A 25167-nucleotide genomic window follows, 5' to 3' on the forward strand; every position below is an offset into this window, starting at 1 on the left:
TGCATCGGCATCGGATGATACGGATACTGAAATCGATGATGAACCGTTTGGAAGGCCGCGGCGGCAGCCGTGAAGCGAAGATCCGTTATCTCGACGGCGATTTCCAGATCCTGATGCCGGGCTCGCACGTCACCTGCGCGATGACCGGCGAGGCCGTGCCGGTCGACGAGCTCCGCTACTGGAGCGTCGCACGGCAGGAAGCCTATGTGAGCTGCGCGGCCTCGCTCGACGCGGAAAAGCGCGCGGGCGTGCTGCCCAACCAGAAGCGCTAGAATATTTCCGGCCGAAGCGGGATCACTTCGGCATCGGACAATGCGGTTAAAACAAAAAGCTAGGCCTTCGCCACCGCCAGCCGCTGCAACTTGCGCCGCCGGGCATTGGCGATCGCCGCGTCGATGATCGCATCCGGCCCCTTCGGGTCGTCGAAGCGGATTTCCACCTCGATCACGCGGCTCTTTTTCCTCAGTTCCTCCGAACGGCCATGGCCACCGGCGAGTCGCACGCTGTCCTTGGCCGTCGTCACCAGCTGGTAGCCGAGCCCTTCGGCATGGTCGAGGATTTCCGCCACCTCGTCGTCGGTGAGATGGTGGTGATCCGGGAAGCCGCGGGAGACATAGAGATGCGCGCCCGTCTCGTTCACCGTGCGGTGGAACTTCTCGTTGTCGGCAATGCCGGACCAGGCCATGACGACCTCGTCCTTCAGGTCCTCCGCGCCCACGGTGACGAGCGTTGCGGGATGGACGGCCTTGCCGGCCCGCGCCGCCTGGCGGATCAGCCGGTCGGCCGCATCGCCGTCGCCGATCGCCAGAAGCGCGCTCGCCTGGCGCATCTGCTCGGCCAACGGCGCGCGCACCGGCCCGCCCGGCACGAGATGGCCGTTGCCGATGCCGCGGCGCGTGTCGATGACCAGCAGCGCATAATCGAAGGCGAGGCGCGCGCTCTGGAAACCATCGTCCATGATGATGATGTCGGCCCCCTCCTCCACCAGCTTGCGCGCGCCCTTCACCCGCTTGCGCGAGATGACGGTCAGCGCCTCGCGGGCGAGCAGCAGCGGCTCGTCACCGACCGCGCGGGCGCGGTGGTGGTTGAGATCGACAACGGTCGTGACGTCCAGCGAGCCGCCATAGCCGCGGGAGAGGAAGCCGGGCCGAAGGCCCCGCGCCTTGGCGGCACGGGCGAGCGCGATGGCCGTCGGCGTCTTGCCGGCGCCGCCCACCGTGAAGTTGCCGACGCAGATGACGGGCACCGGCACTTCGGCCCGGCGACCCTTGCGCATGCGCCAGCCGGCAATCAGCCCATAGAGGCGCGAGACCGGCCAGAGCGCATAGGCGCGCCAGTCCGGCTTCGTCCACCAGAAAGGCGGCGCTTCGGTTACCATGTCTTCTCCCGTGGGGGTTCCTGCCCAATCCAACGCCAAGAAATGTGAAAACTTATGGAAAATCAACTCAGAGGTTCTGCAATCTGCGGGAAGACCCCTCCCCAACCCCTCCCCATAAGGGGGAGGGGCTTACTGTGCCACGCACTCTGCATTCCATTTTGAACGATGAGCAAGCCTCCATCTTTCTCCCCCCTTGTGGGGGAGATGCCCGGCAGGACAGAGGGGGGACTTCATCCCGGCATACGGCTCACGCCGCCGGGCGCGCCACCGCCGCCTTGGGCAGCAGCGGCAGGAGTTCGGTGATGTCGTTGAGGCAATAGTCGGACGCCGCGGACAGCGATTCCCGCGAGCCGGTTCCCGTCAGCACCGCGACGGTGAGGCCGGCGCCGGCATTGCGGCCCATGTGGAGGTCGTGGTTGTTGTCGCCGACGACGGCGATCTGGTGCGGCTCGAGGCCGGTGGCCTCGCAGAAGCCGAGCACCATGCCGGGCTCCGGCTTCGTGCCGAAGCCACTGTCGTAGCCGGCGACATAATGCAGGTAGCCGTCGAAACCGAAGCGTTTCGCCGTCGCGCGGATGGAAGCCTCGTTGTCGCTGGAGGCGACGCCGAGCCAATAGCCGCGGGCATGCATGGTGGCGAAGAAGGCGGCAAGGTCAGTGACGGCGACCGCAAGCGCGGCGGAATTGGCGAAGAGGCCGTCGAAATGCGTGGCAAGGCCTTCCACCGTGAAGGGCGCGCCGGCGGCGACCAAGCCCTCGGCGATCTCCACCGTATTGCCGGCGGCGAGCAGGCTGTCCGGCGTCACATAGCCCGTGTCGGGATCCATGCCGCCCGCCACGAGCAGCCTGCGGGCAAGCGCCTCGTCCCCGCCGGCGGCGATGCGGGCCAGCTCGTAGTTCACCGGGATCCAGCTCCTGGCATAATCGAGCAGCGTGCCGTCCTTGTCGAAGAGGATGCCGGAAATGGTCGCCGCCTTGGTCATGCCCTGTCCTTTCAGGAGGTCTGGCGCGGATGCAGCCGCGCCTTCACGGTGAGCGGATTGATATAGGGCTCCAGCCCCTTGATCGTGGCGCGCAGCGCCCCGCGCATCTCCTGCACGGTCTCCTGTCCGGCATTGATCATCTGCCGGCGCGTCTCGTCGTTGGCGAGGAGATAATGCACGCCCTTGGCCAGCATCTCGATGTCGCGCACCATCTTGGCGCTGCCGTTGCGGGCGAGCTGCTGGTAGGCCTCGCGGAAGTTCTGCACGTTGCCGCCCGAAAGGATCGCGCAGCCGAGCATGGCGGGCTCCAGCGGGTTCTGCCCGCCCTCGGCAAAGAGCGAGCGGCCGACGAAGGCGATCTCGGTCATGCGCAGATAAAGGCCCATCTCGCCGATCGTATCGCCGAGGAAGATGTCGGTATCGGGCGTCAGCGGCTCGCCGGAAGTGCGGCGGACGACCTTGAGGCCGCGTGCCGCCAGCATGTCCGCGACGGCGTCGCTCCGCTCGGGATGGCGCGGCACGATGATGGTGAGAAGGCCGGGCGTGCGCTCCTTGAGGGCACGGTGCACATTGCCGGCAGCCGCCTCCTCGCCCTCGAAGGTCGAGATCGCCGCCCAGGTGCGGCGGCCCGCGATCTGGCCGAGATAGGCTTTCAGCACCGGCGGATCGACGGGCGGCGCATCCGTGTCGACCTTGAGATTGCCGGAAACGAGCACCGGCAAGGCCCCGAGCGTGCGGAAACGCTCCGCATCCGTCTCCGACTGGGCGATCACCAGCGCGAAATTCTCGAAGAGCGCGTCGGCAAGGGCATGCCGGCGCTTCCAGCGCGGGAAGGAACGGTCGGAGATGCGGCCGTTCACCAGGACCTGCGGGATATGGCGTGCGCCGAGCTCCAGAATGGTCATCGGCCAGATTTCCGACTCCGCCATGATGGCAAGGTCTGGATGCCAGTATTCGAGGAAGCGGCTGACGGCCGGCTTGAGGTCGAGCGGCACATATTGATGGATGACCTCGCTGCCGAGGCGGTCCTGCACGACCTTGGCGGAGGTGACGGTGCCGGTGGTGAGCAGCACGGCGATGCCGCGGCGGCGCACTTCCTTGATCAGCGGCAGGATCGCATTGGTCTCGCCGACGCTGGCGGCATGGAACCAGACGAGAGGGCCTTCCGGCCGCGCGACGCTGGCGGCGCCATAGCGCTCCTTGCGGCGCGAGCGTTCCTCCTTGCCCTTGGCCGCGCGCAGCGCGAGATAGGGGCCGATGACCGGATAGAGCGCGACGCCGCCCCAGCGGTAAAGCGAAAGCGCGGCGCGGGCGAGCCGTGTGCTCATGGGCGGCACGCCTTCGTCTGTCCTGCCGCAACTGCAGGCACAGGGCCGCCATGCATGTCTGCTGGGTTTTCTCTGGCGGCTTGCCGGCTCTCGAAGATCATGAAGGACCAGTCTTTCTGCCCGGCGCGGCAAGGCCGCGCGGGGTGGTGTCGCAAATGCGGTTCAGCCCTTCTGCGGGTCGAGAAGGCGGTGCATGTGCACGATGAAATAGCGCATATGCGCATTGTCGACGGTCTGCTGGGCCTTGGCCTTCCAGGCTGTCAGCGCGGTCGCATAATCCGGGAAGATGCCGACGATGTCGAGCGTCTCGAGATCGCGGAACTGGACTTCGGTGAGGGTCTTCAGCTCGCCGCCAAACACGAGATGAAGGAGCTGTTTCGGTTCGATCGATTCGGTCATGTTTCTCTCTTTTTTTATGCCGATTTCGGCAGACGGTTTGCGGTATTCCGAAAGAAAGGTCAATGGCCGGCGAGGTGCCGCGCGGCATCGACGAGCCCGGAAAGCCGGGCGGCACCCGCCGCCGCCAGCGTCTCGTGGCTGACGGTCGGGCGGTTGTAGGAAAGCGGCGCGCCGTCGAGCGTCACGAGGCCGCCGCCGGCGCGCGAAAGGATGAGATCGGCGGCCGCCAGATCCCAGTCGTGCGCATTGCGCTTGACCAGCGTTCCGTCGATGCGCCCGTCCGCCACCATGGCGAGGCGATAGGCGAGCGAGGGCACATGCGAGATGCGGTGGACGCCGCCGATCATGTGCCGGTCGACACCCTCTGCCATGTCCTCCGGCGCCGCCATGCGGGTGGGGCGCGCCGCATCCGGCTCGCTCGCCGCGATGGGGCTGCCGTTCTTCAGCGCCGGGCCGTCCGCCGCGGCGGTGAAGACCTCGCCGAGCGAGGGGGCGAAGAGCACGCCCGCCACCGGCCGGCCATGATGCACGACGGCGGCGCTGACGCACCAGATGTCCTTGCCGGCGATGAAGGCGCGCGTGCCGTCGATGGGGTCGATGACGAAGACCGTCTCGCAATCGAGCCGGCCGGCATCGTCGTCCGTCTCCTCCGAGAGCCAGCCGTAGTTCGGCCGGGCAGAGAGCAGTTCCTTCTTGAGGATGTCGTTGGCCGCGAAATCCGCCGCGCTCACCGGCGAGCGGCCCTCGTTCTTCCACCAGACATCCGGCCCCTTGCGGAAGAAATCCAGCGCCCTTGCGCCCGCAAGCCGGGCAGCCCCGACCAGAAGATCGAGATCTGCGCTCCAGGCGTCGGCGGGGCTGGGCATGGTCCTACTTTCCGGCAAGCGTCATGCCGTCGATGGCAAGCGTCGGCGCGGCGACGCCGAAGCTGCGGTCGATGTCATTCGCCGGCGTGATGCGCAGGAACATGTCGGCAAGGTTGGAGGCGATGGTGACCTCGGAGACCGGAAAGGTCAGCTCGCCGTTCTCGATCCAGTAGCCGGAGGCGCCGCGGCTGTATTCGCCCGTCACCATGTTGACGCCCTGGCCGATCAGTTCGGTGACGTAGAGGCCGGTGCCGACGGAGCGGATGAGGTCCTCCGGCGCGATTTCGCCGGGCTCCAGCGCGAGGTTGGTCGAGGCGGGGCTGACCGAGGTGCCGCCGCGCACGCCGCGGCCATTGGTGTGGAGGCCGAGCTCGCGGGCGGTGGAGGTCGACAGGAACCAGTGCTGCAGCACGCCGTCCTCGATCATGGCGAGGCGACGGCCGGTGACGCCCTCGCCATCGAAGGGGCGCGAGGAGGGGCCGCGCACGATGAGCGGATCGTCGGTGACGGAAAGCCCTGCCTTCAGCACCTGCTTGCCCATGCGGTCGCGCAGGAAGCTGGTCTTGCGGGCGACGGCCGCGCCGTTGATCGCCCCGGCGATATGGCCGGCGATGCCGCGCGAAACGCGCGGATCGTAGACGACGGTGACGTTCTTCGCCGTCGGCACCTGGCGCGGATTGAGCCGGCGGACGGCGCGGGCGGCGGCCTCACGGCCGATCTCCCCGGCATCCCTCAGCTCGGCGAAATAGAGGCTCGAATCGAAGTCGTAGTCGCGCTCCATCTTCGTACCCTCGCCCGCGATCACGCTGACGGAGCGGCCGAAGCGACTGGCGCTGTAGGCGCCGGAAAAACCATGCGAGGTGGCAAGGACGAGCCCGCCCATGCCGGCCGAAGCGCCGGCCCCGCCGGAATTGGTGATGCCGGAAACGGCAAGCGCCGCGGCTTCCGCGGCAAGAGCGGCTTCCGTGAGCTGGTCGGCGGAGACTTCGGTCGGGTCGTAGAGCTCGAGGTCCGGCCAGTCTTTCGCAAGGTCCGCCTCGTCGGCGAGCGAGGCGAAGGGGTCTTCCGGCGAGGCCTTCGCCATGGCGACCGCGCGCTCGGCAAGCACCTTCAGGTCGAAGCCGGGATTGGCCGAGACGCTGGCGACGCGCTTGCCGACGAAGACGCGCAGCGAGAAATCGTCGCTCTCGGAGGCTTCCGTGCCCTCGACCTTGCCGAGGCGCACGCTGACCGAGGAGGAGCGGCCACGGACGACGACGGCATCGGCCGCATCCGCCCCCGCCTGTATGGCGCGGTCGATGAGTTCGCCGGCGCGCGCGAGAAGGCTTGCGGAATCGATCGTCTCTGACATGACTTGGCCTTTCTTTGCTGCCCCATTTATTGTGCGCCGATACGGGCATCAAGGGCCACCCTCCTTTTTTGCCCCCGCGACCGGCTCCGAAGAGAAAGCATCCGCATGTCCTATACCCACAGCCCGTATAACGAGGTCCTGATGATGCTCGGCGGGGCGCTGCTTGCCGCGCCGATCTTCAAGCGACTGGGGCTCGGCACCATTCTCGGCTATCTCGCCGCCGGCGTGGTGATCGGGCCGATCCTGCACCAGATCCGCGACGGAGAGGAATTGCTGGGCGTCGCCGAGCTCGGCGTGGTCTTCCTGCTCTTCCTCATCGGGCTGGAACTGAAGCCCTCGCGGCTCTGGGCGATGCGGCGCGACATCTTCGGCCTCGGCATCGCGCAGGTCGCCGTCACCGGCCTTGCGCTTGCCGGGCTGACGCTCGCCTTCGGGCTGGAGGAATGGGACGGCGCGCTGATCATCGGCTTCGGCCTTGCGCTCTCCTCGACGGCCTTCGCCATGCAGATCCTCGACGAGCGGGGCGACATCAACACGCGCTACGGCCAGCGTGCCTTTTCCATGCTGCTGCTGCAGGACCTTGCCATCGTGCCGCTCCTGGCGCTGATCCCGCTGCTCGCCGAGCAGCGGCCCGAGGACACGACCAGCGCCTTCGAGGATTTCAGCATCGCCGTCGCCGCCATCGCGGCGCTGCTGGTGGCCGGCCGGTATCTGCTCAACCCGCTGTTCCAGGTCATCGCCCGAACCGGGGCGCGCGAGGCGATGATCGCCGCGGCGCTCTTCGTGGTACTGGCCGCCGCCATGCTCTTGCAGATGGCCGGGCTTTCCATGGCCATGGGCGCGTTCCTCGCCGGCGTGCTGCTTGCCGATTCCTCCTACCGGCACGAGCTGCAGGCGGATGTCGAGCCTTTCCGCGGTATCCTGCTCGGCCTGTTCTTCATGGCCGTCGGCCTGTCGCTGCATCTCGACGTCATCTTCTCGAGCTGGCTGACGATCCTGATCGCGACGCCCGCCGTCATGCTGGTCAAGAGTCTCGTCATCTACGGCCTCTGCCGCTTCACCGGCTCGCCGCACAACGATGCGGTGCGCATCGCGCTCGTGCTGCCGCAGGGCGGCGAATTCGGCTTCGTGCTGTTCACGGCCGCGGCGGCCGGCGGCATCTTCTCCGACGGGCTCGCCTCGCTGCTGATCGCCGTCGTCACCATCTCCATGGCCCTGACGCCGATTGCCGCCGCGCTCTCGCGCTTCCTGCTCGTCGAGGACCTGGAAGAGGAGATCGAGGAGGATTTCGAGGGGGCCGGCGCCGACGTGCTGATGATCGGCTTTTCCCGCTTCGGCCAGATCGCCGCGCAGATCCTGCTGGCCGGCGGACGCGAGGTCACGGTCATCGACCATTCGACGGATCGCGTGCGGCAGGCGGCGAGCTTCGGCTTCCGCATCTATTTCGGCGATGGCACGCGCAAGGACGTGCTGCGCGCGGCCGGCATCGAGCGCGCCAAGATCGTCGCCATCTGCACCCAGGGCAAGGGCGCGACCGACCGCATCGTCGATCTCGTCCAGTCGGAATATCCCAATGCCACGCTCTTCGTGCGCTCCTACGACCGCATCCATACCCTGGCGCTGAGGGCCAAGGGCGTGCAGCACGACGTGCGCGAGACCTTCGAATCCGCCCTCGTCTTCGGCCGGGAAACGCTGGAGGAGCTCGGCGTCGAGCCGGACGACGCCGTGGCGATCAGCGACGACATCCGCCGCCGCGACGTGGCGCGGCTGGAGCTGCAGGCCGCCGAGGGTATCGCCGCGGGTCGGCACATGCTGCATTCCAAGCCGGTGAAGCCCGAGCCGCTGGTCAAGCCGAAGAAGAAGACGCAGGCGGAGGCCGACGAGGAGGAAGAGGAGAACGCGGCCTAGCCGATGGCGGAAAGCCGCGCGTCCAGCACGCGCTTCAATTCATCCCGGATGCCGGCTGAGGCAGCGAGGACTTCCTCGGCCTTGGCGAAATCGAGCACGCGGAAGCGGCCGACGTCCGGCTGGAGGAAGATGTCCGGCGCGGCCTTTTCCAGCTTGAGCGTGACGATGGAGCGCATGGTGAGCTGGGTGGCGCCGTAGAGGCTGTCGATACTGTTCGGCACCTCCGCCGTCCCGGCGGGCGGCTTGCCGACGACGTCGACGCCGATGGTGATATCCGCCTTGCCGGCGAGATGATCGAAGGGCACCGGGTTCCAGAGGCCGCCGTCGATCATGACGCGGCCGTTCAGCACCACCGGCCGGAAGACCGCCGGCAGGGCGGCGGAGGCGGCGATGGCCGGCAGCAGGGGCCCGCTGTCGCAGACGCATTCGCACTGGGCGTAATAATCCGACGCGATGATCTTCAGCGGGATCGGCAGTTCCTCGAAGGTCTCCGGCAAGCGCTCCGGCAGGAAGGCCTTGAGGACGCGCTCCAGGTTGAATTGCCCGACGCGGAAGCCGCCGGCGACCATTTGCGAAAAGCCCGCCGGGCGCAGGCTCCACAGCCGGTTCATGATCTGGCCCGGGCGGCCGATGGTGGCGAGCGTGTGCGCGCGGATCTCCCGGCCCGTCATGCCGGCCGCCATCGCCGCGCCCATGATGGCGCCGATGGAGACGCCGGCGATCAGCACCGGGCGGATGCCGAGCTCGTCGAGCACCTCGATGACATGGATATGGGCAAGGCCCCGCGCCCCGCCGCCGCCGAGCGCGATGGCGACCGTCGGGCCGGAGGCCCCGGTGCTTTCAGCGGAAACGAGGGCATCGGTCATCGCTCATCCCTTTGCTGCGCAGGCCGCCGCGGGCCCGAACGTCAGCCGGCGCGGTAGCGATAGAAATGCATGCGCGTGTCGCCGAAGGTGCGAACCTCCAGGAGTTCGAAACCATCGACCGCGGCAGGCTGAATATCGGCGCGCTCTTCCAGGATCGCAAGGGCGCCGTCGACCAGCCAGCCGCCGCGACGGGCGGCATCGAGCGCGCGTTCGCCGAGGCCCCTGGCATAGGGCGGATCGGCGAAGAGGACATGAAACGGCTCCATCGTGCCGATGCCGCCGAGTGCCGTCGCGTCCCGCCGGAAGATCTTGGCGCGGCCGATCACGCCCAACGCCTCGATATTGGAATGGAGAAGCCCCCTGCCCTCGACGCCCTGCTCGACGAAGAGCGCCGCCCGCGCGCCGCGCGACAGCGCTTCGAGGCCGACGGCGCCGGTGCCCGCGAAGAGATCGAGCACGCGCGTACCGTCGAGCGCCTCGGGATAGGCATGCGACAGGATGTTGAACAGGCTCTCGCGCGTGCGGTCCGTCGTCGGGCGGATATCGTCCGACTTCGGCGTTGCGAGCGAACGGCCGCGAAACTCTCCGCCGACGATCCGCACGATGCGTTACTTCCCCTTGCCGCGCGGTCGGCCACCGCCCGCTGGACGGCCACCACCGGGCTTGCCACCGGCCGGGCGTCCGCCCGGCTTGCCGCCGAAGGACTTGCCGCCGGGTTTTCCACCGAAAGGCTTGCCGCCGTCACGGCGCGGCGGACGATCCGAGAAGGACCGCTCGCCCTCTGCGCGGGGCTTGCGGTCGCCGCGGGCCGGACGGTCGCCGAAGGAGCGCTCGCCTTCCGCGCGCGGCTTGCGCTCGCCGAAGGGACGGTCGCCACGCTGCGGGCGATCACCGAAACCGCGCGGAGCGCGTTCGTCGCCGGCACCGGAGCGCTTGCGGCCGAAGCCGCCGCGCCCGCCCTCGTCGCGGGCTTCCGGCTCGGAGGCGCGGATCCACTCGCCGTCCTCGTCGCGGGTCTTCAGGATACGCGGCTTTTCCACCCGGTCGTCGCCGGGGCGGCCGCGGGCTGGGCCCTTGCGTTCCGGATCGAACTTCTTCGCCGAACGGGTCGGCGTGCCGTCGGCCGAGCGGCCATAGCGCTTGCCCTTGGGCGCGCCTTCGGGACGCTCGCGCGTTTCGCGCTTCACGCCCTCGGCGCCTTCCGCCTTCTTCTCGGCAACCGGACGGGCGCCGGGCGCCATCCAGACATTGGATTTGCGGGCGCGCGTCGCCGGCTCGCGCTTCGGCTTGCTGTCGAAGCGGTCGTCGTCGCGGTCCCGGTCACGGCCTCCGCCACGCGGCTTGTCGCCAAAGCGGTCGTCGCGCTTCGTGTCGAGGCGGGCGCGGGCATTCTCACGGCGGTCGCCGGGCTTCTCGCGGCGCTCGGCCGGCTTCTCGCTCCAGGCGGGCGCTTCGCTACGGCTCTTCTTCGCGGGCTTCTCCTCCACGTCTTCCGAGACGTGATCGAAGAGCGGCGCATCGAAATTGGCCTTGGCGTCCTCGATGAGGCGGGGGCCAAGCTGGTCGCGCAGCGTGCGGCCGCGGATCTCCTGGGCGTGGCCTTCCGGCAGCTCGCCGAGCTGGAACGGGCCGTAGGAAATGCGGATCAGGCGGTTCACGTCGAGGCCGAGCGCGCCGAGCACGTTCTTGACCTCGCGGTTCTTGCCTTCGCGCAGGCCCAGCGTCAGCCAGACGTTGGAGCCCTGCACCTTGTCGAGCGTCGCATCGATGGCGCCGTAGAGCACGCCGTCGACGGCGATGCCTTCCTTCAGCTTGTCGAGATCGGCCTGCTCGATCTTGCCGTGGGCGCGCACGCGGTAGCGGCGCAGCCAGCCGGTCGTCGGCAGCTCCAGGATACGGGCAAGGCCGCCGTCATTGGTCAGCAGCAACAGGCCCTCGGTGTTGATGTCGAGGCGGCCGATGGACATGACGCGCGGCAGGTCTTCGGGAAGATTGTCGAAGACGGTCGGGCGGCCTTCCGGATCGGCATTCGTCGTCACGAGGCCGGCCGGCTTGTGGTAGAGCCAGAGGCGCGTGCGCTCGATGCCGCGGACCGGCATGCCGTCGACCTCGATGCGGTCGGCGAAGGTGACGTTGACGACAGGCGTGTCCAGCACCGTGCCGTTCACGCTGACGCGGCCTTCCATGATCATCCGCTCGACGTCGCGGCGCGATGCGACGCCGGCGCGGGCCAGAAGCTTGGAAATGCGCTCGGGCGCGAGCTCGGCACCGGCGGAGGCGGCCGGCGCGGGCCTTGCCGCGCGGGCCGGCCGGTCGTCGCGCGGGGCGGACTTTCCGGCGAAAGGCTTTGCCCCCGGTTTCTTGCCAGCCGGCTTGCCGGCGGCAAAGGATGTCTTGCCCGCGACCGCCGATGCGGCGCCACGCGGCTTGGGATTACGGCCCGCGGGCTTGGCGCCCGGCCGTTTTGGCTTGTCTTTGGATGTCATTTGTGCTGCCTGCGTTTTGCCGTGTCCTATCAGGTCAGGCGTCCGGGGTTAAGAGGAATTCGTGCCGCGCATGACAAATCGCTTCATGGACATCGCGCTCGAGGAGGCCCGGGCCGCCGGCGCGCGGGGCGAAGTGCCGGTCGGCGCGGCGCTGGTGCTGGACGGCGCCGTTATCGCGCAGGCGGGCAACCGCACGCGGGCGGAGAACGACGTGACCGCCCATGCCGAGGTCGCCGTCATCCGCGAGGCTGCCCGAAAGCTCGGGCAGGAGCGGCTGACCGGCGCCGATCTCTATGTGACGCTGGAGCCCTGCACGCTCTGCGCCGCCGCCATTTCCTTCGCCCGCATCCGCCGCCTCTACTATGGCGCGGAAGACCCGAAGGGCGGCGCGGTGGAGAACGGCGTGCGCTTCTTCGCCCAGCCCACCTGCCACCACGCGCCGGACGTCTATTCCGGGATCGGCGGCACGGCGGCGGCGGATATCCTCAAGGATTTCTTCAAGGAAAGGCGGGAAACCTGATGCCTCCCGTTCCCACTCTCATCCTCGCCACCCTTGCCCTCATGGCGCTGATGTCCGGCCTTGCCACGCGGCGCATCGCCCCGGGCGCGGAACGGCTCACCATGCAATGGAAACGGGACGGAAGGCCGAACTGGTCCCTGCCGCGTCACGCGGCGCTCGCCTTCACGCCTGTCCTTGCCGCCGCCATGCTCGCCCTCGTGGCGATCCGCGGCGGGACGGCCATGGCGATGCTGCCGCTCTGCGCCGCCTTCATCGGCGCGCATGCGCTGCATCTCTTCCTGCTGGCAAGACGCGGAGGATAAGCGCTTCTCAGCCTTCGGCGAAGCGTTTCAGCCTGTCGCCCGTCAGGCGGTAGCGGACCCATTCCTTCTTCGGCTCAGCGCCGACCGCCTCGTAGACGCGGATCGCCGGCTCGTTCCAGTCGAGCACGCTCCATTCGAAGCGGGCGCAATCCTCCGCGACGGCGATGCGCGCGAGATGGCGCAGCAGCATCTTGCCGACGCCGGCGCCGCGATGGGCGGGCGTCACGTACAGGTCTTCGAGATAGAGGCCGTTCTTCGCCTGCCAGGTGGAATAGGTCTTGAACCAGACGGCGGAGCCGGCCGGCTCGCCCGCCTCGGTCTCGCAGATCGCCGCGAAGCTCACCGAGCCTTCGCCAAACAGCGAGGCCGCGACAGTCTCTTCCGTCGCGGCGACTTCATCGAGGGCGTTTTCATAATCCGCCAGCTCGCGGATGAAGCGCAGGATGATCGCGGCGTCAGCCGCGGTCGCCGGGCGAATTCGATAGGCGGTCATCCGTCAGAAGGGCCACCAGGAGGAACCCGACTGCTTGGCGGCCTTGGCCTCCTTCTTGCGGCGGCGTTCCTTCTGCTTCTCGGGCTCGCCGAGATCGGCCTGCGCCTCTTCCGGCAGCTTGCGGTATTCCACCGGCGGATCGCTCAGGTAGCGGCGCTTGTCGGAATAAGCGCCCTGCTGCAGGCGGCGGGCGTCGCGATAGGCCTGCGTCTGCGATGCGGCGCCGACCTTGTCGGCGTTCGAATGCTGGGAAGCGAGCGGCGAGCGGTAGCCCGGATTGTTGGTGTTCGCATCCGCTTCTTCCCGCAGGCGCTCGCGCATGTCCTCGGGATTCTCCAGCCATTCCGGATTGTCCTTGGAGGACACCGACTGCTGCGGATTGGCCAGCGCCATCTTGTCCTTCGGCACGACGAGGCTGCCGCGCGGCTGGTAGCGGATCTTCTTGGCTTCCTTGTTGTCCGGCTGGATCATGACGGCGTTGCCGAGGTCGTCCATCAGCTGCTCGCCGGCGGACTTGTCCGTGCCATAGGTCGGGCCCATGCAGCCGGTCAGGAGAAGGCTGCCGCCGAGAAGGCCGAGAAGGCCGGTACGCACCCGAATATTTCGCGTCATTCCCATGAATACCCTTCCAGCAGAGCCGGTACGCCGAATACCTGTGACACGGCAAACGTCCGCCGTGCCATGGCGGAACAATCCGACCATTTTCAGGCAGCATTACCGGATGATCTTCTCAAGCGCAATTCATCCGGGCAAATCGACGGCCGGAAAGCACCGGCCGTCAACAGGCACGCCCGTCAGGCGGCGCAGCGGAAGCCGATCTCGCGCAGCGCCGCGGCGTCGCGCGCCGAGACATCCGGGTAATCCGGGTCGGAGCCGACATCGGTCGTGATGCGCCAGGAACGGGCGCACTTGCTGCCCTCGGCCAGCTTCGGCTCGACGGAGACCTTGGCGACCTCGGCCAAGCGGAAGGCATCGGCCGGGCCTTCGCCGGCAACGACCGTGATGGCCGAAGTGATGCAGATTTCCGCGAAGTCCTGGCCCTCCAACGCCTTCAGAAGCTCCGCATCGCCGACATGGACGACGGGGGCCGCTTCCAGCGAGGCGCCGATGCGCTTCTCGCGGCGCTCGATTTCCAGCGCGCCGGTGACGACCGAACGCACGTCGCGAATCTTCTCCCACTTGGCTTCCAGCGCGTCGTCGCGCCATTCGGCCGGCACCGCCGGGAACTGCTCCAGATGGACCGAGACGGCATCCGGCTTGCGCGACAGCCATGCCTCTTCCATCGTGAAGGGCAGCATGGGCGCGAGCCAAGTGACGAGGCACTCGAACAGCTTGCGGATGACCGAGAGCGCGGCACGGCGCTTCAGCGAGGACGGGGCGTCGCAGTAGAGCGCATCCTTGCGGATATCGAAGTAGAAGGCCGAGAGCTCGACATTCGAGAAATCGATCAGCGCCCGGGCGATCTTCTTGAAGTCGAAGGCGTCGTAGCCCTCGCGCACCACGCCGTCCAGAACGGACAGCCGATGCAGCATCAGCCGTTCCAGCTCCGGCATGTCGGCAAGGGCGATCTCCTCGCCCGTGTCGTGGGCGAGCGTGCCCAGCATCCAGCGCACGGTGTTGCGCAGCTTGCGGTAGGCGTCGATGTTCGTCTGGATGATCGTCTTGCCGAGGCGCTGGTCTTCCCAGTAGTCCGTCGTCATTACCCAGAGGCGCAGGATATCGGCGCCCGATTCCTTCATCACGTCCTGCGGCGAGACGACGTTGCCCTTCGACTTCGACATCTTCTCGCCCTTCTCGTCCATGGTGAAGCCATGGGTGACGACGGCGTTATAGGGCGCGCGGCCGCGCGTGGCGCAGCTTTCGAGCAGCGAGGAGTGGAACCAGCCGCGATGCTGGTCCGAGCCTTCGAGATAGACGTCGGCCGGCCATTTCAGGTCCGGGCGGTCCTCCAGGGTAAAGGTGTGCGTCGAACCCGAATCGAACCAGACGTCGAGGATGTCCATGACCTGCGTCCAGCGGGCCGCGTCATGCTCCTTGCCGAGGAAGCGCTCCTTGGCGCCCTCCGCGAACCAGGCGTCCGCGCCCTCCTTCTCGAAGGCGTCGAGGATGCGGGCGTTGACGGCGTCATCGATCAGCACCTCGCCGTTCTCGTCGGCGAACACGGCGATCGGCACGCCCCAGGCGCGCTGGCGCGACAGCACCCAGTCCGGGCGGCCCTCGATCATGGCGCGCAGGCGGTTCTGGCCGGCGGCGGGGACGAAGCGGGTGTCGTCGATGGCCGAAAGCGAGCGCGAGCGCAGCGTGGTGCCGTCGCCGAGTTCCTTGTCCATGTAGACGAACCACTGCGGCGTGTTGCGGAAGATGACCGGCTTCTTGGAGCGCCAGGAATGCGGGTAGGAATGCTTGAGGCGGCCGCGGGCGAAGAGCATATTCACTGCGATCAGCGCCTTGATGACGCGCTCGTTGGCATCGCCCTTCTTGCCGTTGTCGTCCATGACGCGCGCGCCCTCGAAGCCGGGGGCGTCGGCGGTGTAGAAGCCGGCGTCGTCGACCGGGAACGGGATCTTCGAGGAGATGCCACGCGCTTCCAGCTCGCGAGCCTTCGCCGTCCAGGCGTCGAAGTCCTCGCGGCCGTGGCTCGGCGCGGTGTGCACGAAGCCCGTGCCGGCATCGTCGGTAACGTGGTCGCCGTCGAGCAGCGGGACGGGGAAGGTATAGCCGAGGTCCTTGAGCGGATGGGCGCAGGTGATGGCGGCCAGCTCTTCCGGCGCGACGTCACGCACGAACTTGAACGTAAGCTTCGCCTTGGCGGCGGCCTCGTCGGCAAGGCGCGTCGCGAAGATCAGCTTCTCGCCGGGCTGCGGGCCGAAGTCGTTCTGGGCGCTTTCGACCTCGTAGAGACCGTAGGGATAGCGCGAGGAGAAGGCGATGGCGCGGTTGCCGGGGATCGTCCAGGGCGTGGTCGTCCAGATGACGACGAAGTTGTCCTTGAGGTCGGCCGGGCCTTCGACGACCGGGAACTTCACCCAGATCATGTCGCTCTCGACATCGGCATATTCGACCTCGGCCTCGGCCAGCGCCGTGCGCTCGACGACCGACCACATCACCGGCTTGGAGCCGCGATAGAGCTGGCCGCTTTTCGCGATCTTCAGCAGTTCGCCGGCGATGCGCGCTTCCGCGTGGAAGTTCATCGTCGTGTAGGGGTTCTCGAAGTCGCCCTCGATGCCGAGGCGCTTGAACTCCTCGGTCTGGACCTTGATCCAGCCGCTGGCGAAGTCACGGCATTCCTGGCGGAATTCGTTGACCGGGACCTCGTCCTTGTTCTTGCCCTTCTCGCGGTACTTCTCCTCGATCTTCCATTCGATCGGAAGGCCGTGGCAGTCCCAGCCGGGGACATAGTTGGCGTCGTAGCCGCGCATCTGGAAGGAGCGGTTGATGACGTCCTTCAGGATCTTGTTCAGCGCGTGGCCGATATGGATGTTGCCGTTGGCATAGGGCGGGCCGTCGTGCAGCACGAATTTCTCGCGGCCGGCGGCGGAGGCGCGCAGCTTCCTGTAGAGTTCCATCTTCTGCCAGCGGGCCACCGTTTCCGGCTCCTTCTGCGGCAGGCCGGCGCGCATCGGGAAATCCGTCTGCGGCAGGTAGAGGGTGGACGAATAATCGACTTTTTCGGGTGTATCGGTCATGGATATGGCTATCGTCTCGTCGCGCGGGTCTTCGCGCATGCGGGGGAATATCTGTCATCTGCACCGGCGATGACGGCGGGGGCGCTGTCAGGAACGCCCGAAATCCCGGACCTTCCGGCCTCGCTCAGAGCGCGCGGAAGGCCGGGCCACTAATTCGCAGGGCGATGGTCGGCCGGTGGAGCATCATGCGCGCGGTCTTACGGCCTTTTGGGCGTTTTGAAAAGACGGCAAGCATCGCAATCGACCGTCCCGCCGCGCGAATGCCCGCTAGCCGGCCGCGTTCCAGACGACCAGCCTCGCCTCGGGCGCCGCGCGAACGAGCACCCCGGACATGTGCTCGCGCATCTCGCGGCGGAAACGGGAGGCCTTGCGCGCACCCCAGACACCGGCGAACAGTGCGCCCGTCGCCTCGTTCCTGAAGATCGTCGCGCCGCCGAAGGCCGAGGAAAGTCCATCCGCGTCAAAGGCCCCGCCGCCGCCATAGACGGCCACGACCGCTTCCAGCGGCGCTATGCTCACGACAGTATCGCCCGAAGGCGCAAAACCCTCGGAGCGGAAGAGGTAGATGGGGCAAGGCGTATCCGTCATCACGGGCCTAGAAACAGAGGCGCTGGTCGATGGGCCCGAGCGGCCGCACGCCGGACAGCAGCGTCCGCGCCTCCTCCTCGTCGCGCTTCATCTGCACGACGAGCGCATCAAGGCCGTCGAATTTCAGCTCGTCGCGCAGGTGGCCGAAGAAGGAGACGGCGGAGACCTCGCCATAGAGGTCGCCGGAGAAGTCGAAGAGGAAGGTTTCGAGCAGCGGCGCGCCGTTCGCATCGACGGTCGGGCGGCGGCCGTAGCTGGCGACGCCGTCGTGGAGGCTGCCGTCGGGGCGGCGGAATCGCACGGCGTAGATGCCGTTGCGCAGCTCCACTTCCGGCGGAAGCTGCATGTTGGCGGTGGGGTAGCCCAGCGTGCGGCCGAGCTGCTTGCCGCCGATCACCTCGGCCTCGACCGTATAGCGGTAGCCGAGCTGGCCGGCTGCTTCCGCGACCTCCCCCTCGCCCAGCAGCGCGCGGATGAAGCTGGAGGAGATGACCGAGGCGTTCTCGTCGCGGAAGGCATCGACCAGCGTGACGCCGAAGCCGTTCTCCTCGCCGGCCGCCATCAGGAAGGCCGGTCCACCCTCCCGGCCCTTGCCGAAATGGAAGTCGAAGCCGGTGACGACCTCGGAGGCATGCAGCCAGTCGAGCAGCACGGCGCGGATGAAATCATGCGCCGACATTTCCGAAAAGCCGGTGTCGAAGGGATATTCGATGACGGCGGCAAAGCCCATGCCTTCGAGGATGCGCGCCTTCAGCGGGGCGGGCGTTAGGCGGAAGACGGGGCGCTCCGGGCGGAAGACCGTGCGCGGATGGGGCTCGAAGGTGAGGACGAGCGCGGGGATGCCGCGCGCGGCCGCGATGTCGAGCGCCCGCTGGAGAACCGCCCGGTGGCCGCGATGCACGCCGTCGAAATTGCCGATGGCGATGACGCCGCCGCGCAGGTGCTCCGGCAGCGGCTCCCTGGTCTCGTTCCTGTGAAATACCGTCATGACGACCGTCTCCGTCCCGTCACTGCAACCGGGGCATCCACCATTTCGGGTGGGCATTCTCGCGGGAAAGGAATGCGGCGAGCCTGCCCTCGTCCGTCACGCCGCCCTCGACATAATGCTGGGCATGGATGCCGCCAGAAATGTAAAGGACGTCGAGACCGTAGCCCTCGGCGCCGCGCACGTCCGTCGGTATGCCGTCGCCGATGGCGATCACGCGGGACATGTCGAAATCGCCGCGCACCGCGCGCGCCTCGGCCAGCGACTTCTCGTAGATCGGCCGGTGCGGCTTGCCGGCGATGCGGGTCGCGCCACCGAGTTCTTCATAAAGCTGCGCGAGTGCGCCGGCGCAGACGATGAGCTTGTGGCCGCGCTCGACGACGAGGTCCGGATTGGCGCAGATGAAGGGCAGCTTGCGCGCGGCAAGCTTCGAAAGCTCCGCGCGATAATCCTCGGCGGCCTCCACCTCGTCGTCGCGCAGACCCGCGCAGACGATGGCGGCCGCCTCTTCCAGCCCGGCCGGCTCGACATGCAGCCCGTCCAGCAGCGGCATGTCCTTGTCGGCGCCGATGAAATAGATCTTCTCGGGGCCTTCGGCGATGAGGGCGCGGGTGACATCGCCCGAGGTGACGATGCGGTCATAGGCCTCGTCCAGCACGCCCAGCCCGCGGATCTGCACCTTCACGCCCGGATGCGGGCGCGGCGAATTGGTGATGAGCACGACCGTCAGGCCGGCGGCGCGGGCCTCGGCCAGCGCCTCGGAGGCGTAGGAGAAGGCCTCGACGCCATTGTGCAGGACGCCCCAGACGTCGCAGAGCACCACGTCGTATTGCGAGGCGATGTCGCGGAAGGATTGGATGCGTTGAGCCATCAGGGTTTTCCATGTCGAGGTCGAGCCCGGCTGACATTGCAAAGCGACGCCAAGAAAACAAGCCTCTTCCCGCAATTTTGCCCCATCCACAGGGAAACGGACGAAATTTCATATACCTGCCTTGATGACATGCGAAAGCGCTCCCATCTGCCGGCTGCGGTAACCATTCCGGCCGAAATAAATTCACGGCGTCGTTCTTGACTCAAAACCCGCCGCCGCCTATCTCGGCATCGCTAGCACTCCTGAACGGTGAGTGCTAACATCAATCCATCGGATCCGTTTCGTGATCCGCAATGTCATTCGATCGAGGGATAAGACAATGGCAAGCACCACCTTCCGCCCGCTTCACGATCGCGTCGTCGTTCGTCGCGTCGAGTCCGAAGCAAAGACCAAGGGCGGGATCATCATTCCGGACACCGCCAAGGAAAAGCCGCAGGAAGGCGAAGTCGTCGCCGTCGGCTCCGGCGCCCGTGACGAATCCGGCAAGGTCGTCGCGCTCGACGTCAAGGCTGGCGACCGCGTCCTGTTCGGCAAGTGGTCGGGCACCGAAGTCAAGCTCGACGGCGAAGACCTTCTGATCATGAAGGAAGCCGACATCATGGGCATCATCGGCTGATCCGCCGGTAATCCCTTCCAGAATTTGCTGACACCTCTTTAGGAGTTCTCACAATGGCAGCCAAAGAAGTAAAGTTCGGCCGCAGCGCGCGCGAAAAGATGCTGCGTGGCGTCGACGTCCTCGCAGACGCCGTGAAGGTCACGCTCGGCCCGAAGGGCCGTAACGTCGTCATCGACAAGTCCTTCGGCGCTCCGCGCATCACCAAGGACGGCGTTTCCGTCGCCAAGGAAATCGAACTGGAAGACAAGTTCGAGAACATGGGCGCCCAGCTCGTCCGTGAAGTCGCTTCCAAGACCAACGACATCGCCGGCGACGGCACGACGACCGCCACGGTTCTCGCCCAGGCCATCGTTCGCGAAGGCGCCAAGGCCGTTGCCGCCGGCATGAACCCGATGGACCTGAAGCGCGGCATCGACCTCGCCGTCGCAGAAGTCGTCAAGGATCTCCAGGCCAAGGCCAAGAAGATCAACACGTCGGAAGAAGTCGCGCAGGTCGGCACGATCTCGGCCAACGGCGAGCGCCAGATCGGCCTCGACATTGCCGAAGCCATGCAGAAGGTCGGCAACGAAGGCGTCATCACGGTTGAAGAAGCCAAGACCGCCGAAACCGAACTCGAAGTCGTCGAAGGCATGCAGTTCGACCGCGGCTACCTGTCGCCCTACTTCGTGACCAACCCGGAAAAGATGGTCGCGGACCTCGAAGACGCCTACATTCTCCTGCACGAGAAGAAGCTCTCGAACCTCCAGGCCATGCTCCCGGTTCTCGAAGCCGTCGTCCAGACCGGCAAGCCGCTGGTCATCGTCGCTGAAGACGTCGAAGGCGAAGCCCTCGCTACGCTCGTCGTCAACAAGCTGCGTGGCGGCCTCAAGATCGCTGCCGTCAAGGCTCCGGGCTTCGGCGACCGCCGCAAGGCCATGCTCGAAGACATCGCCATCCTGACGGGCGGCACGGTGATCTCCGAAGACCTCGGCATCAAGCTCGAAAACGTCACGCTCGACATGCTCGGCCGTGCGAAGAAGGTTTCGATCTCCAAGGAAAACACGACGATCGTCGACGGTGCCGGCCAGAAGGCCGAAATCGAAGGCCGCGTCGCACAGATCAAGGCCCAGATCGAGGAAACCACCTCCGACTACGACCGCGAGAAGCTGCAGGAACGCCTTGCCAAGCTCGCCGGCGGCGTTGCCGTCATCCGCGTCGGCGGCTCGACGGAAGTCGAAGTGAAGGAAAAGAAGGACCGCATCGACGACGCCCTCAACGCGACGCGCGCTGCCGTTCAGGAAGGCATCGTACCGGGCGGCGGCGTAGCCCTGCTCCGTTCTTCCACGAAGATCGCCGTCAAGGGCGAGAACGACGACCAGGAAGCCGGCGTCAACATCATCCGCCGCGCCCTCCAGTCGCTCGTTCGCCAGATCGCGGACAATGCAGGTGACGAAGCTTCCATCGTCGTCGGCAAGATCCTTGAGAAGAACGAAGACAACTACGGCTACAACGCCCAGACCGGCGAATACGGCGACCTGATCGCCCTCGGCATCGTCGACCCGGTCAAGGTTGTCCGCACTGCCCTGCAGAACGCCGCTTCGGTTGCCTCGCTGCTGATCACGACGGAAGCCATGATCGCCGAACTGCCGAAGAAGGACGCTCCGGCTATGCCAGGCGGCATGGGCGGAATGGGCGGAATGGACATGATGTGATAGGCGACAGCCTTCACATCTGAGCCAAACCGGTTCAGTTCGGAAAGGGCGGTCTTCGGGCCGCCCTTTTTGCTTGCGGGTTGTTTGCGAAGAAATTTTCCAACCGTGCAATAATTGACAAAAAAGCCGTTGATGGTAGCAAAAAACTAACTATAACAACGCTCCAAGTGAACTTTAAAGATTCACCCGGGGTTCAGGTGCTGGTTTTCGACACGACCGGTCGGCTGTGCTGCCAGGATTCCCTCATTCCCATGAAGCCGCTGCAAGCTCTGGAGGGAGCCAGCCGCGGTTTTCGCGCGTACGTCCGATCCGAAGATCGCAGGATCCGGGCGCAGTTCAGTACATGAGAAAGTGGTTCGGCGGCTTCGAGAAGGAATGTCAGCCGGATTTTTCGTTTTTCAACATGTCGCGCTCGGGGGCGGACGTGCGGATAAAATTCGAGCAACTGCCGTGGGGTCGTAGGTGTTCAAGATAATCAAGACCGATCTCTCGTCTCCTTTCCTGCCGGGTTCGATGGATCTCGACGAGGCGGACAACGAGCTGCTGACGCAATATTGCGTGACGGAGCGCTGGACCGGCGACCTTTCCAACGGCCTCTTCATGCTCGGCGAAAAGGCCGCGCAGGCGCATGGCCTGCCGCTGCGCCCCTGCGGGCTGCTCAACCTCATCCGCTGCTACGAGCCGCTCGACCGCACGCGCGTCCTGGAGCTTTTCGAGCAGGCCGCGGCCTCCTCGTCGTCCTTCTGCTTCTCCACCACGATCCATGTCGACGGCGCGCCGCGCCAGCCGGTGTTCTGCGTCGGGGAATCGACGGGCCTGGAGGAGAAATACGCCGGCAGCATCATCGGCGTCTTCATCTTCCCCCGTTTCCAGATCGACCTTGCCGGCCGCCGCTTCCGGCGGCAGTAGGCGGGGCCAATAGGGCCTACTGCATCAGGCGGCTTCGCTGGCCGTTGCGCCGGGGCGGATGCGCTCGACCGGAACCGGGCGGCCAAGGAAATAGCCCTGCGCCTCGTCGCACCCTTCGCTGAGCAGGATGTCGAGCTGGCTGCGCGTCTCCACGCCCTCCGCCAGCACCGGCACGCGCAGCGTCTGCCCGAGCGCGAGGATGGCGCGGATGATGGCCTTTGCCTCGGGGCTCGCCTCCACCTCGCTCATGAAGCTGCGGTCGAGCTTGATCTTGTCGAAGGGGAAGGCGCGCAGCGTTTCGAGCGAGGAATAGCCCGTGCCGAAATCGTCGATGGCGATGGTGACGCCGAGAGCCTTGATGCGGCGCAGCGTGTTGAGGGCGCGCTCCTTGTCGCCGATGATGGTCGACTCGGTGATCTCCAGCTCCAGGCGATGCGGGCTGAGGCCCGTTTCCTGCAGGACCCGCTGCACGAGATCGGCCACGTCCGCATTGCCGAGCTGGACCGGCGACAGGTTGACCGCGATCTTGTGCTCGCTGTTCCAGGTCGCGGCCTCGCGGCATGCCTCGCGCAGCACCCATTCGCCGACCGGCAGGATGGCGCCGCATTCCTCCGCGATCGGGATGAACTCGCTAGGCGGGATGGTGCCGCGCACGGGATGGTGCCAGCGCAGCAGCACCTCGTAGCCCAGCGTCTCGCCGGAACTCACCGCCTTCTGCACCTGGTAGTGAAGCTGCAGCTCATCGCGCTCGACGGCCTGCCACAGATCGTTGGCGATCAGGCGGCGGCTGCGGGCGGCCTCGTCCATCGACACCTCGTAGAAGCAGACGGTCTCCGTCAGCGCGTCCTTGGCGCGGTACATGGCAAGGTCGGCATTGTTGAGCAGGGCCTCGATATTGTCGGCGTCCTGCGGATAGATGGCGACGCCGAGGCTCGCGCCCGGCTTGATGTCGTAGCCGTCGATGCGGATGTCCTCGGTGAGGCAGGTTTCGAGGCGCTGGAGGAAATCGGTGAGGTCCGACATGTCCTCGAACCGCTTGGCGGCGGCAAATTCGTCGCCGCCGAAGCGGGCCACCGTCTCGTCGGCCGCAAGGCAGGCCTGCATGCGCCGCGAGAGCGTTACCAGAACCTCGTCGCCCGCCGCATGGCCGCGCGTGTCGTTGATTTCCTTGAACTTGTCGAGATCGATGCCGATGGCGGCGACCTTGCCGCCGGACCGCCTGGCGGAATCGAGATCGGCCTCGAGCCTATTGTTGAAGCTCGCGCGGTTCGGCAGGCCCGTCAGCCCGTCATGGCGGGCGAGGAAGGAGATCTGCTCCTCGGAGCGCAGGCGGTCGGAAATGTCCTCGTAGGTCACGACCCAGCCGCCGTCGGGCAGCGCGCGATAGCGGATCTGCACGGACGCGCCGGTCGACAGCTTCTCGACGAGGCAGCCTCCCCCGTCGGTGTGGATGACGGCGCGGTGGCGGGCATAGATATCACGCGCCTTCGGCTGCCATATCTCCGGGTCGCCATAGGCGTCGGCAAGGCCGCGCTCGATGATGGAGCGGAAGGTCACGCCGGGGCGGATACGGTCGTCGGCGATGCGGAACACCTCGCCGTACCGCTTGTTGGCGAGCAGCAGGCGCTCATCCTTGTCGAACAGGCACAGACCCTGCGACATGTTCTCCAGTGCGAGGTCGAGGTTCTTCGTCACCTCGGCCAGCCGGTCGGCATTGGCCTTTTCCTCGGTGATGTCCTTGGTGATCTTGGCATAGCCGACGAGCGCGCCGGCGGAATCGTGGATCGGATCGAGCACGACATTCGCCCAGAAGCGCGAGCCGTCCTTTCGGTAGCGCCAGCCCTCGTTCTCGTACTGGCCTTCCTCGCGGGCGATCCGCAGTGCCCGCTCCGGCAGGCCCGCCGCGCGGTCTTCCTCGCCGTAGAACTGCGAGAAGTGCCGGCCGACGATCTCCTGCGCCTTGTAGCCCTTGTGGCGCTCGGCGCCCTCGTTCCAGTTGGCGACGCGGCCTTCCGGATCGAGCATGCAGATGGCGTAATCCTTGACGCCCTGCACGAGCATGGCGAACTGGCGGGTGCTTTCCGTCGCGGTCAGCTCGGCCTGGCGGGCGAAGACGGCGGCCGTAAGACCGGTGAAGAGCAGCGAGAAAGCCACTACCGCGATCAGCGGCACCATCAGGCCCGTCGAGATCAGCGTGTCGTCGCTCACCGGCACCAGGCCCGGCTGGAACGTCACCGCCGTCATGGCGGTGAAATGCAGCGCCACCACGCCGAGCGCCATCAGCACGGTCGCCAGAGCCCGGTCGCGCACGCGCTGCTGCGGGCGCATGCAGACGAGAAGCGCCAGCGCGCCGAAAAGGCCGGCGCAGACGACCGAGGCGGCGACATAGACTGCGTCCCAGCCGAGCGTGCCCGGCAGTTCCACCGCGCTCATACCGATATAATGCATGGAGGTGATGCCCGCGCCGAGCAGCAGGCCGCCGGCGATGACGGCGCCGCGGCCCGCGACATAGGTGGCGAGCGCAAGGCCCGCGGTCGTGACGACGATGGCAACGCCGAGCGAAACCAGCGTCAGCTTCATGTCGTAGCCGATGACCATGCCGGGATCGTAGGCGAGCATCGCGATGAAATGGGTCGCCCATATGCCGAAGCCGCTCGACGTGCCCGCCGCGCCCAGCCACAGATTGCGTGCCCTGCCTTCGGCGACCCAGGCCCTCTGCGTCAGCGTGACCGCGACATAGCAGGAGAGGAAGCAGATGGATGCGGCCAGCACGACGAGACGAAGATCGTGCTCGCCGACGATGCAGTTGAGAATGCGCAGCATGGAGACACCAGGCGGGAGGGCAAGATGGCACCCACAGAGCCCGGCAACCCTAAAAACTTGGTGAATCGCCCCGCATCGAAACGGGCCCGCGCAGGCCCCGCGCCCATTCGTGCTTAACA

At 66.7% G+C, this 25167-nt stretch carries 23 protein-coding genes; 7 read left to right on the forward strand and 16 right to left on the reverse strand.

What is annotated here, in order from left to right; translation table 11 throughout:
• The first annotated feature begins 35 nt into the window (after positions 1–35).
• Positions 36–272, forward strand: coding sequence for a DUF2093 domain-containing protein (locus ACZ1A1_RS00765; protein ID WP_313192190.1), 237 nt, complete (start codon positions 36–38; stop codon positions 270–272).
• Between the two features lie 59 nt (positions 273–331).
• Here ACZ1A1_RS00765 and lpxK read toward each other — a convergent pair whose 3' ends face one another.
• The 6 genes from lpxK to ACZ1A1_RS00795 form a co-directional block, all read right to left on the reverse strand.
• Positions 332–1378: a tetraacyldisaccharide 4'-kinase gene (gene lpxK, locus ACZ1A1_RS00770; protein ID WP_463618339.1), complete on the reverse strand. Its 1047-nt coding sequence runs from the start codon at positions 1376–1378 to the stop codon at positions 332–334.
• A 247-nt stretch (positions 1379–1625) separates the two neighbouring features.
• Positions 1626–2360, reverse strand: coding sequence for an HAD family hydrolase (locus ACZ1A1_RS00775; protein WP_463618340.1), 735 nt, complete (start codon positions 2358–2360; stop codon positions 1626–1628).
• Positions 2361–2371: 11 nt separating this feature from the next.
• Complete coding sequence (waaA, locus tag ACZ1A1_RS00780; protein WP_463618341.1) at positions 2372–3688, reverse strand: lipid IV(A) 3-deoxy-D-manno-octulosonic acid transferase; 1317 nt, start codon at positions 3686–3688, stop codon at positions 2372–2374.
• A gap of 162 nt (positions 3689–3850) precedes the next feature.
• On the reverse strand, positions 3851–4087 hold the full coding sequence (locus ACZ1A1_RS00785; RefSeq protein WP_313192186.1) for a DUF4170 domain-containing protein: 237 nt from the start codon (positions 4085–4087) through the stop codon (positions 3851–3853).
• Positions 4088–4146: 59 nt separating this feature from the next.
• A complete protein-coding gene (locus tag ACZ1A1_RS00790; RefSeq protein ID WP_463618342.1) occupies positions 4147–4953 on the reverse strand; it encodes a 3'(2'),5'-bisphosphate nucleotidase CysQ in 807 nt (268 codons plus the stop codon).
• 4 nt (positions 4954–4957) lie between these two features.
• Positions 4958–6304, reverse strand: a complete 1347-nt coding sequence (locus ACZ1A1_RS00795; RefSeq protein WP_463618343.1) for a TldD/PmbA family protein — start codon at positions 6302–6304, stop codon at positions 4958–4960.
• 105 nt (positions 6305–6409) lie between these two features.
• Here ACZ1A1_RS00795 and ACZ1A1_RS00800 point away from each other — a divergent pair, with 105 nt between their 5' ends.
• Complete coding sequence (locus tag ACZ1A1_RS00800) at positions 6410–8212, forward strand: monovalent cation:proton antiporter-2 (CPA2) family protein (RefSeq protein ID WP_463618344.1); 1803 nt, start codon at positions 6410–6412, stop codon at positions 8210–8212.
• Here the strand turns inward: ACZ1A1_RS00800 and ACZ1A1_RS00805 are convergent.
• Genes ACZ1A1_RS00805 through ACZ1A1_RS00815 form a run of 3 tightly spaced genes read right to left on the reverse strand, consistent with a single transcriptional unit; the run spans position 8209 to position 11564 of the window.
• Positions 8209–9078 carry a patatin-like phospholipase family protein gene (locus ACZ1A1_RS00805; protein WP_463618345.1) on the reverse strand — a complete coding sequence of 290 codons (870 nt, stop codon included), beginning with the start codon at positions 9076–9078 and terminating at the stop codon, positions 8209–8211. The genes ACZ1A1_RS00800 and ACZ1A1_RS00805 overlap by 4 nt on opposite strands.
• A 41-nt stretch (positions 9079–9119) precedes the next feature.
• Complete coding sequence (rsmD, locus tag ACZ1A1_RS00810; protein WP_415212193.1) at positions 9120–9680, reverse strand: 16S rRNA (guanine(966)-N(2))-methyltransferase RsmD; 561 nt, start codon at positions 9678–9680, stop codon at positions 9120–9122.
• A 6-nt stretch (positions 9681–9686) separates the two neighbouring features.
• Positions 9687–11564 carry a pseudouridine synthase gene (locus ACZ1A1_RS00815; protein ID WP_463618346.1) on the reverse strand — a complete coding sequence of 626 codons (1878 nt, stop codon included), beginning with the start codon at positions 11562–11564 and terminating at the stop codon, positions 9687–9689.
• 70 nt (positions 11565–11634) lie between these two features.
• Here ACZ1A1_RS00815 and ACZ1A1_RS00820 point away from each other — a divergent pair, with 70 nt between their 5' ends.
• Positions 11635–12084, forward strand: coding sequence for a nucleoside deaminase (locus ACZ1A1_RS00820; protein ID WP_463618347.1), 450 nt, complete (start codon positions 11635–11637; stop codon positions 12082–12084).
• Positions 12084–12386 carry a hypothetical protein gene (locus tag ACZ1A1_RS00825; RefSeq protein WP_463618349.1) on the forward strand — a complete coding sequence of 101 codons (303 nt, stop codon included), beginning with the start codon at positions 12084–12086 and terminating at the stop codon, positions 12384–12386. Before ACZ1A1_RS00820 ends, ACZ1A1_RS00825 begins: the two co-directional genes overlap by 1 nt.
• A gap of 7 nt (positions 12387–12393) precedes the next feature.
• Here the strand turns inward: ACZ1A1_RS00825 and ACZ1A1_RS00830 are convergent, their stop codons facing one another.
• The 6 genes from ACZ1A1_RS00830 to ACZ1A1_RS00855 form a co-directional block, all read right to left on the reverse strand.
• The gene (locus ACZ1A1_RS00830; RefSeq protein WP_463618350.1) at positions 12394–12879 is read right to left on the reverse strand and encodes a GNAT family N-acetyltransferase; all 486 of its coding nucleotides are present in this window, start codon (positions 12877–12879) and stop codon (positions 12394–12396) included.
• A gap of 3 nt (positions 12880–12882) precedes the next feature.
• Entirely contained in the window at positions 12883–13497 is a 615-nt protein-coding gene (locus tag ACZ1A1_RS00835) for a hypothetical protein (protein ID WP_463618351.1), read from the reverse strand.
• A gap of 176 nt (positions 13498–13673) precedes the next feature.
• On the reverse strand, positions 13674–16565 hold the full coding sequence (gene ileS, locus ACZ1A1_RS00840; RefSeq protein ID WP_463618352.1) for an isoleucine--tRNA ligase: 2892 nt from the start codon (positions 16563–16565) through the stop codon (positions 13674–13676).
• Between the two features lie 267 nt (positions 16566–16832).
• Positions 16833–17084: a hypothetical protein gene (locus tag ACZ1A1_RS00845; RefSeq protein ID WP_463618353.1), complete on the reverse strand. Its 252-nt coding sequence runs from the start codon at positions 17082–17084 to the stop codon at positions 16833–16835.
• A gap of 76 nt (positions 17085–17160) precedes the next feature.
• Positions 17161–18141 carry a bifunctional riboflavin kinase/FAD synthetase gene (locus tag ACZ1A1_RS00850; protein ID WP_463618354.1) on the reverse strand — a complete coding sequence of 327 codons (981 nt, stop codon included), beginning with the start codon at positions 18139–18141 and terminating at the stop codon, positions 17161–17163.
• A gap of 19 nt (positions 18142–18160) precedes the next feature.
• Complete coding sequence (locus ACZ1A1_RS00855; protein WP_463618355.1) at positions 18161–19009, reverse strand: TIGR01459 family HAD-type hydrolase; 849 nt, start codon at positions 19007–19009, stop codon at positions 18161–18163.
• A gap of 319 nt (positions 19010–19328) precedes the next feature.
• On the opposite strand from ACZ1A1_RS00855, the gene groES reads away from it, so the two are divergent.
• From groES to ACZ1A1_RS00870, 3 genes are all read left to right on the forward strand, one after another.
• Positions 19329–19625, forward strand: coding sequence for a co-chaperone GroES (groES, locus tag ACZ1A1_RS00860; protein WP_119254427.1), 297 nt, complete (start codon positions 19329–19331; stop codon positions 19623–19625).
• Positions 19626–19678: 53 nt separating this feature from the next.
• On the forward strand, positions 19679–21316 hold the full coding sequence (gene groL / locus ACZ1A1_RS00865) for a chaperonin GroEL (protein WP_313192172.1): 1638 nt from the start codon (positions 19679–19681) through the stop codon (positions 21314–21316).
• A 462-nt stretch (positions 21317–21778) separates the two neighbouring features.
• Positions 21779–22225: a hypothetical protein gene (locus ACZ1A1_RS00870; RefSeq protein ID WP_313192171.1), complete on the forward strand. Its 447-nt coding sequence runs from the start codon at positions 21779–21781 to the stop codon at positions 22223–22225.
• A 24-nt stretch (positions 22226–22249) separates the two neighbouring features.
• On the opposite strand, the gene ACZ1A1_RS00875 is transcribed toward ACZ1A1_RS00870, so the two are convergent.
• On the reverse strand, positions 22250–25048 hold the full coding sequence (locus ACZ1A1_RS00875) for a bifunctional diguanylate cyclase/phosphodiesterase (RefSeq protein WP_463618356.1): 2799 nt from the start codon (positions 25046–25048) through the stop codon (positions 22250–22252).
• Positions 25049–25167: the final 119 nt, after the last annotated feature.

The organism is Shinella sp. R2-11 (assembly GCF_055330205.1).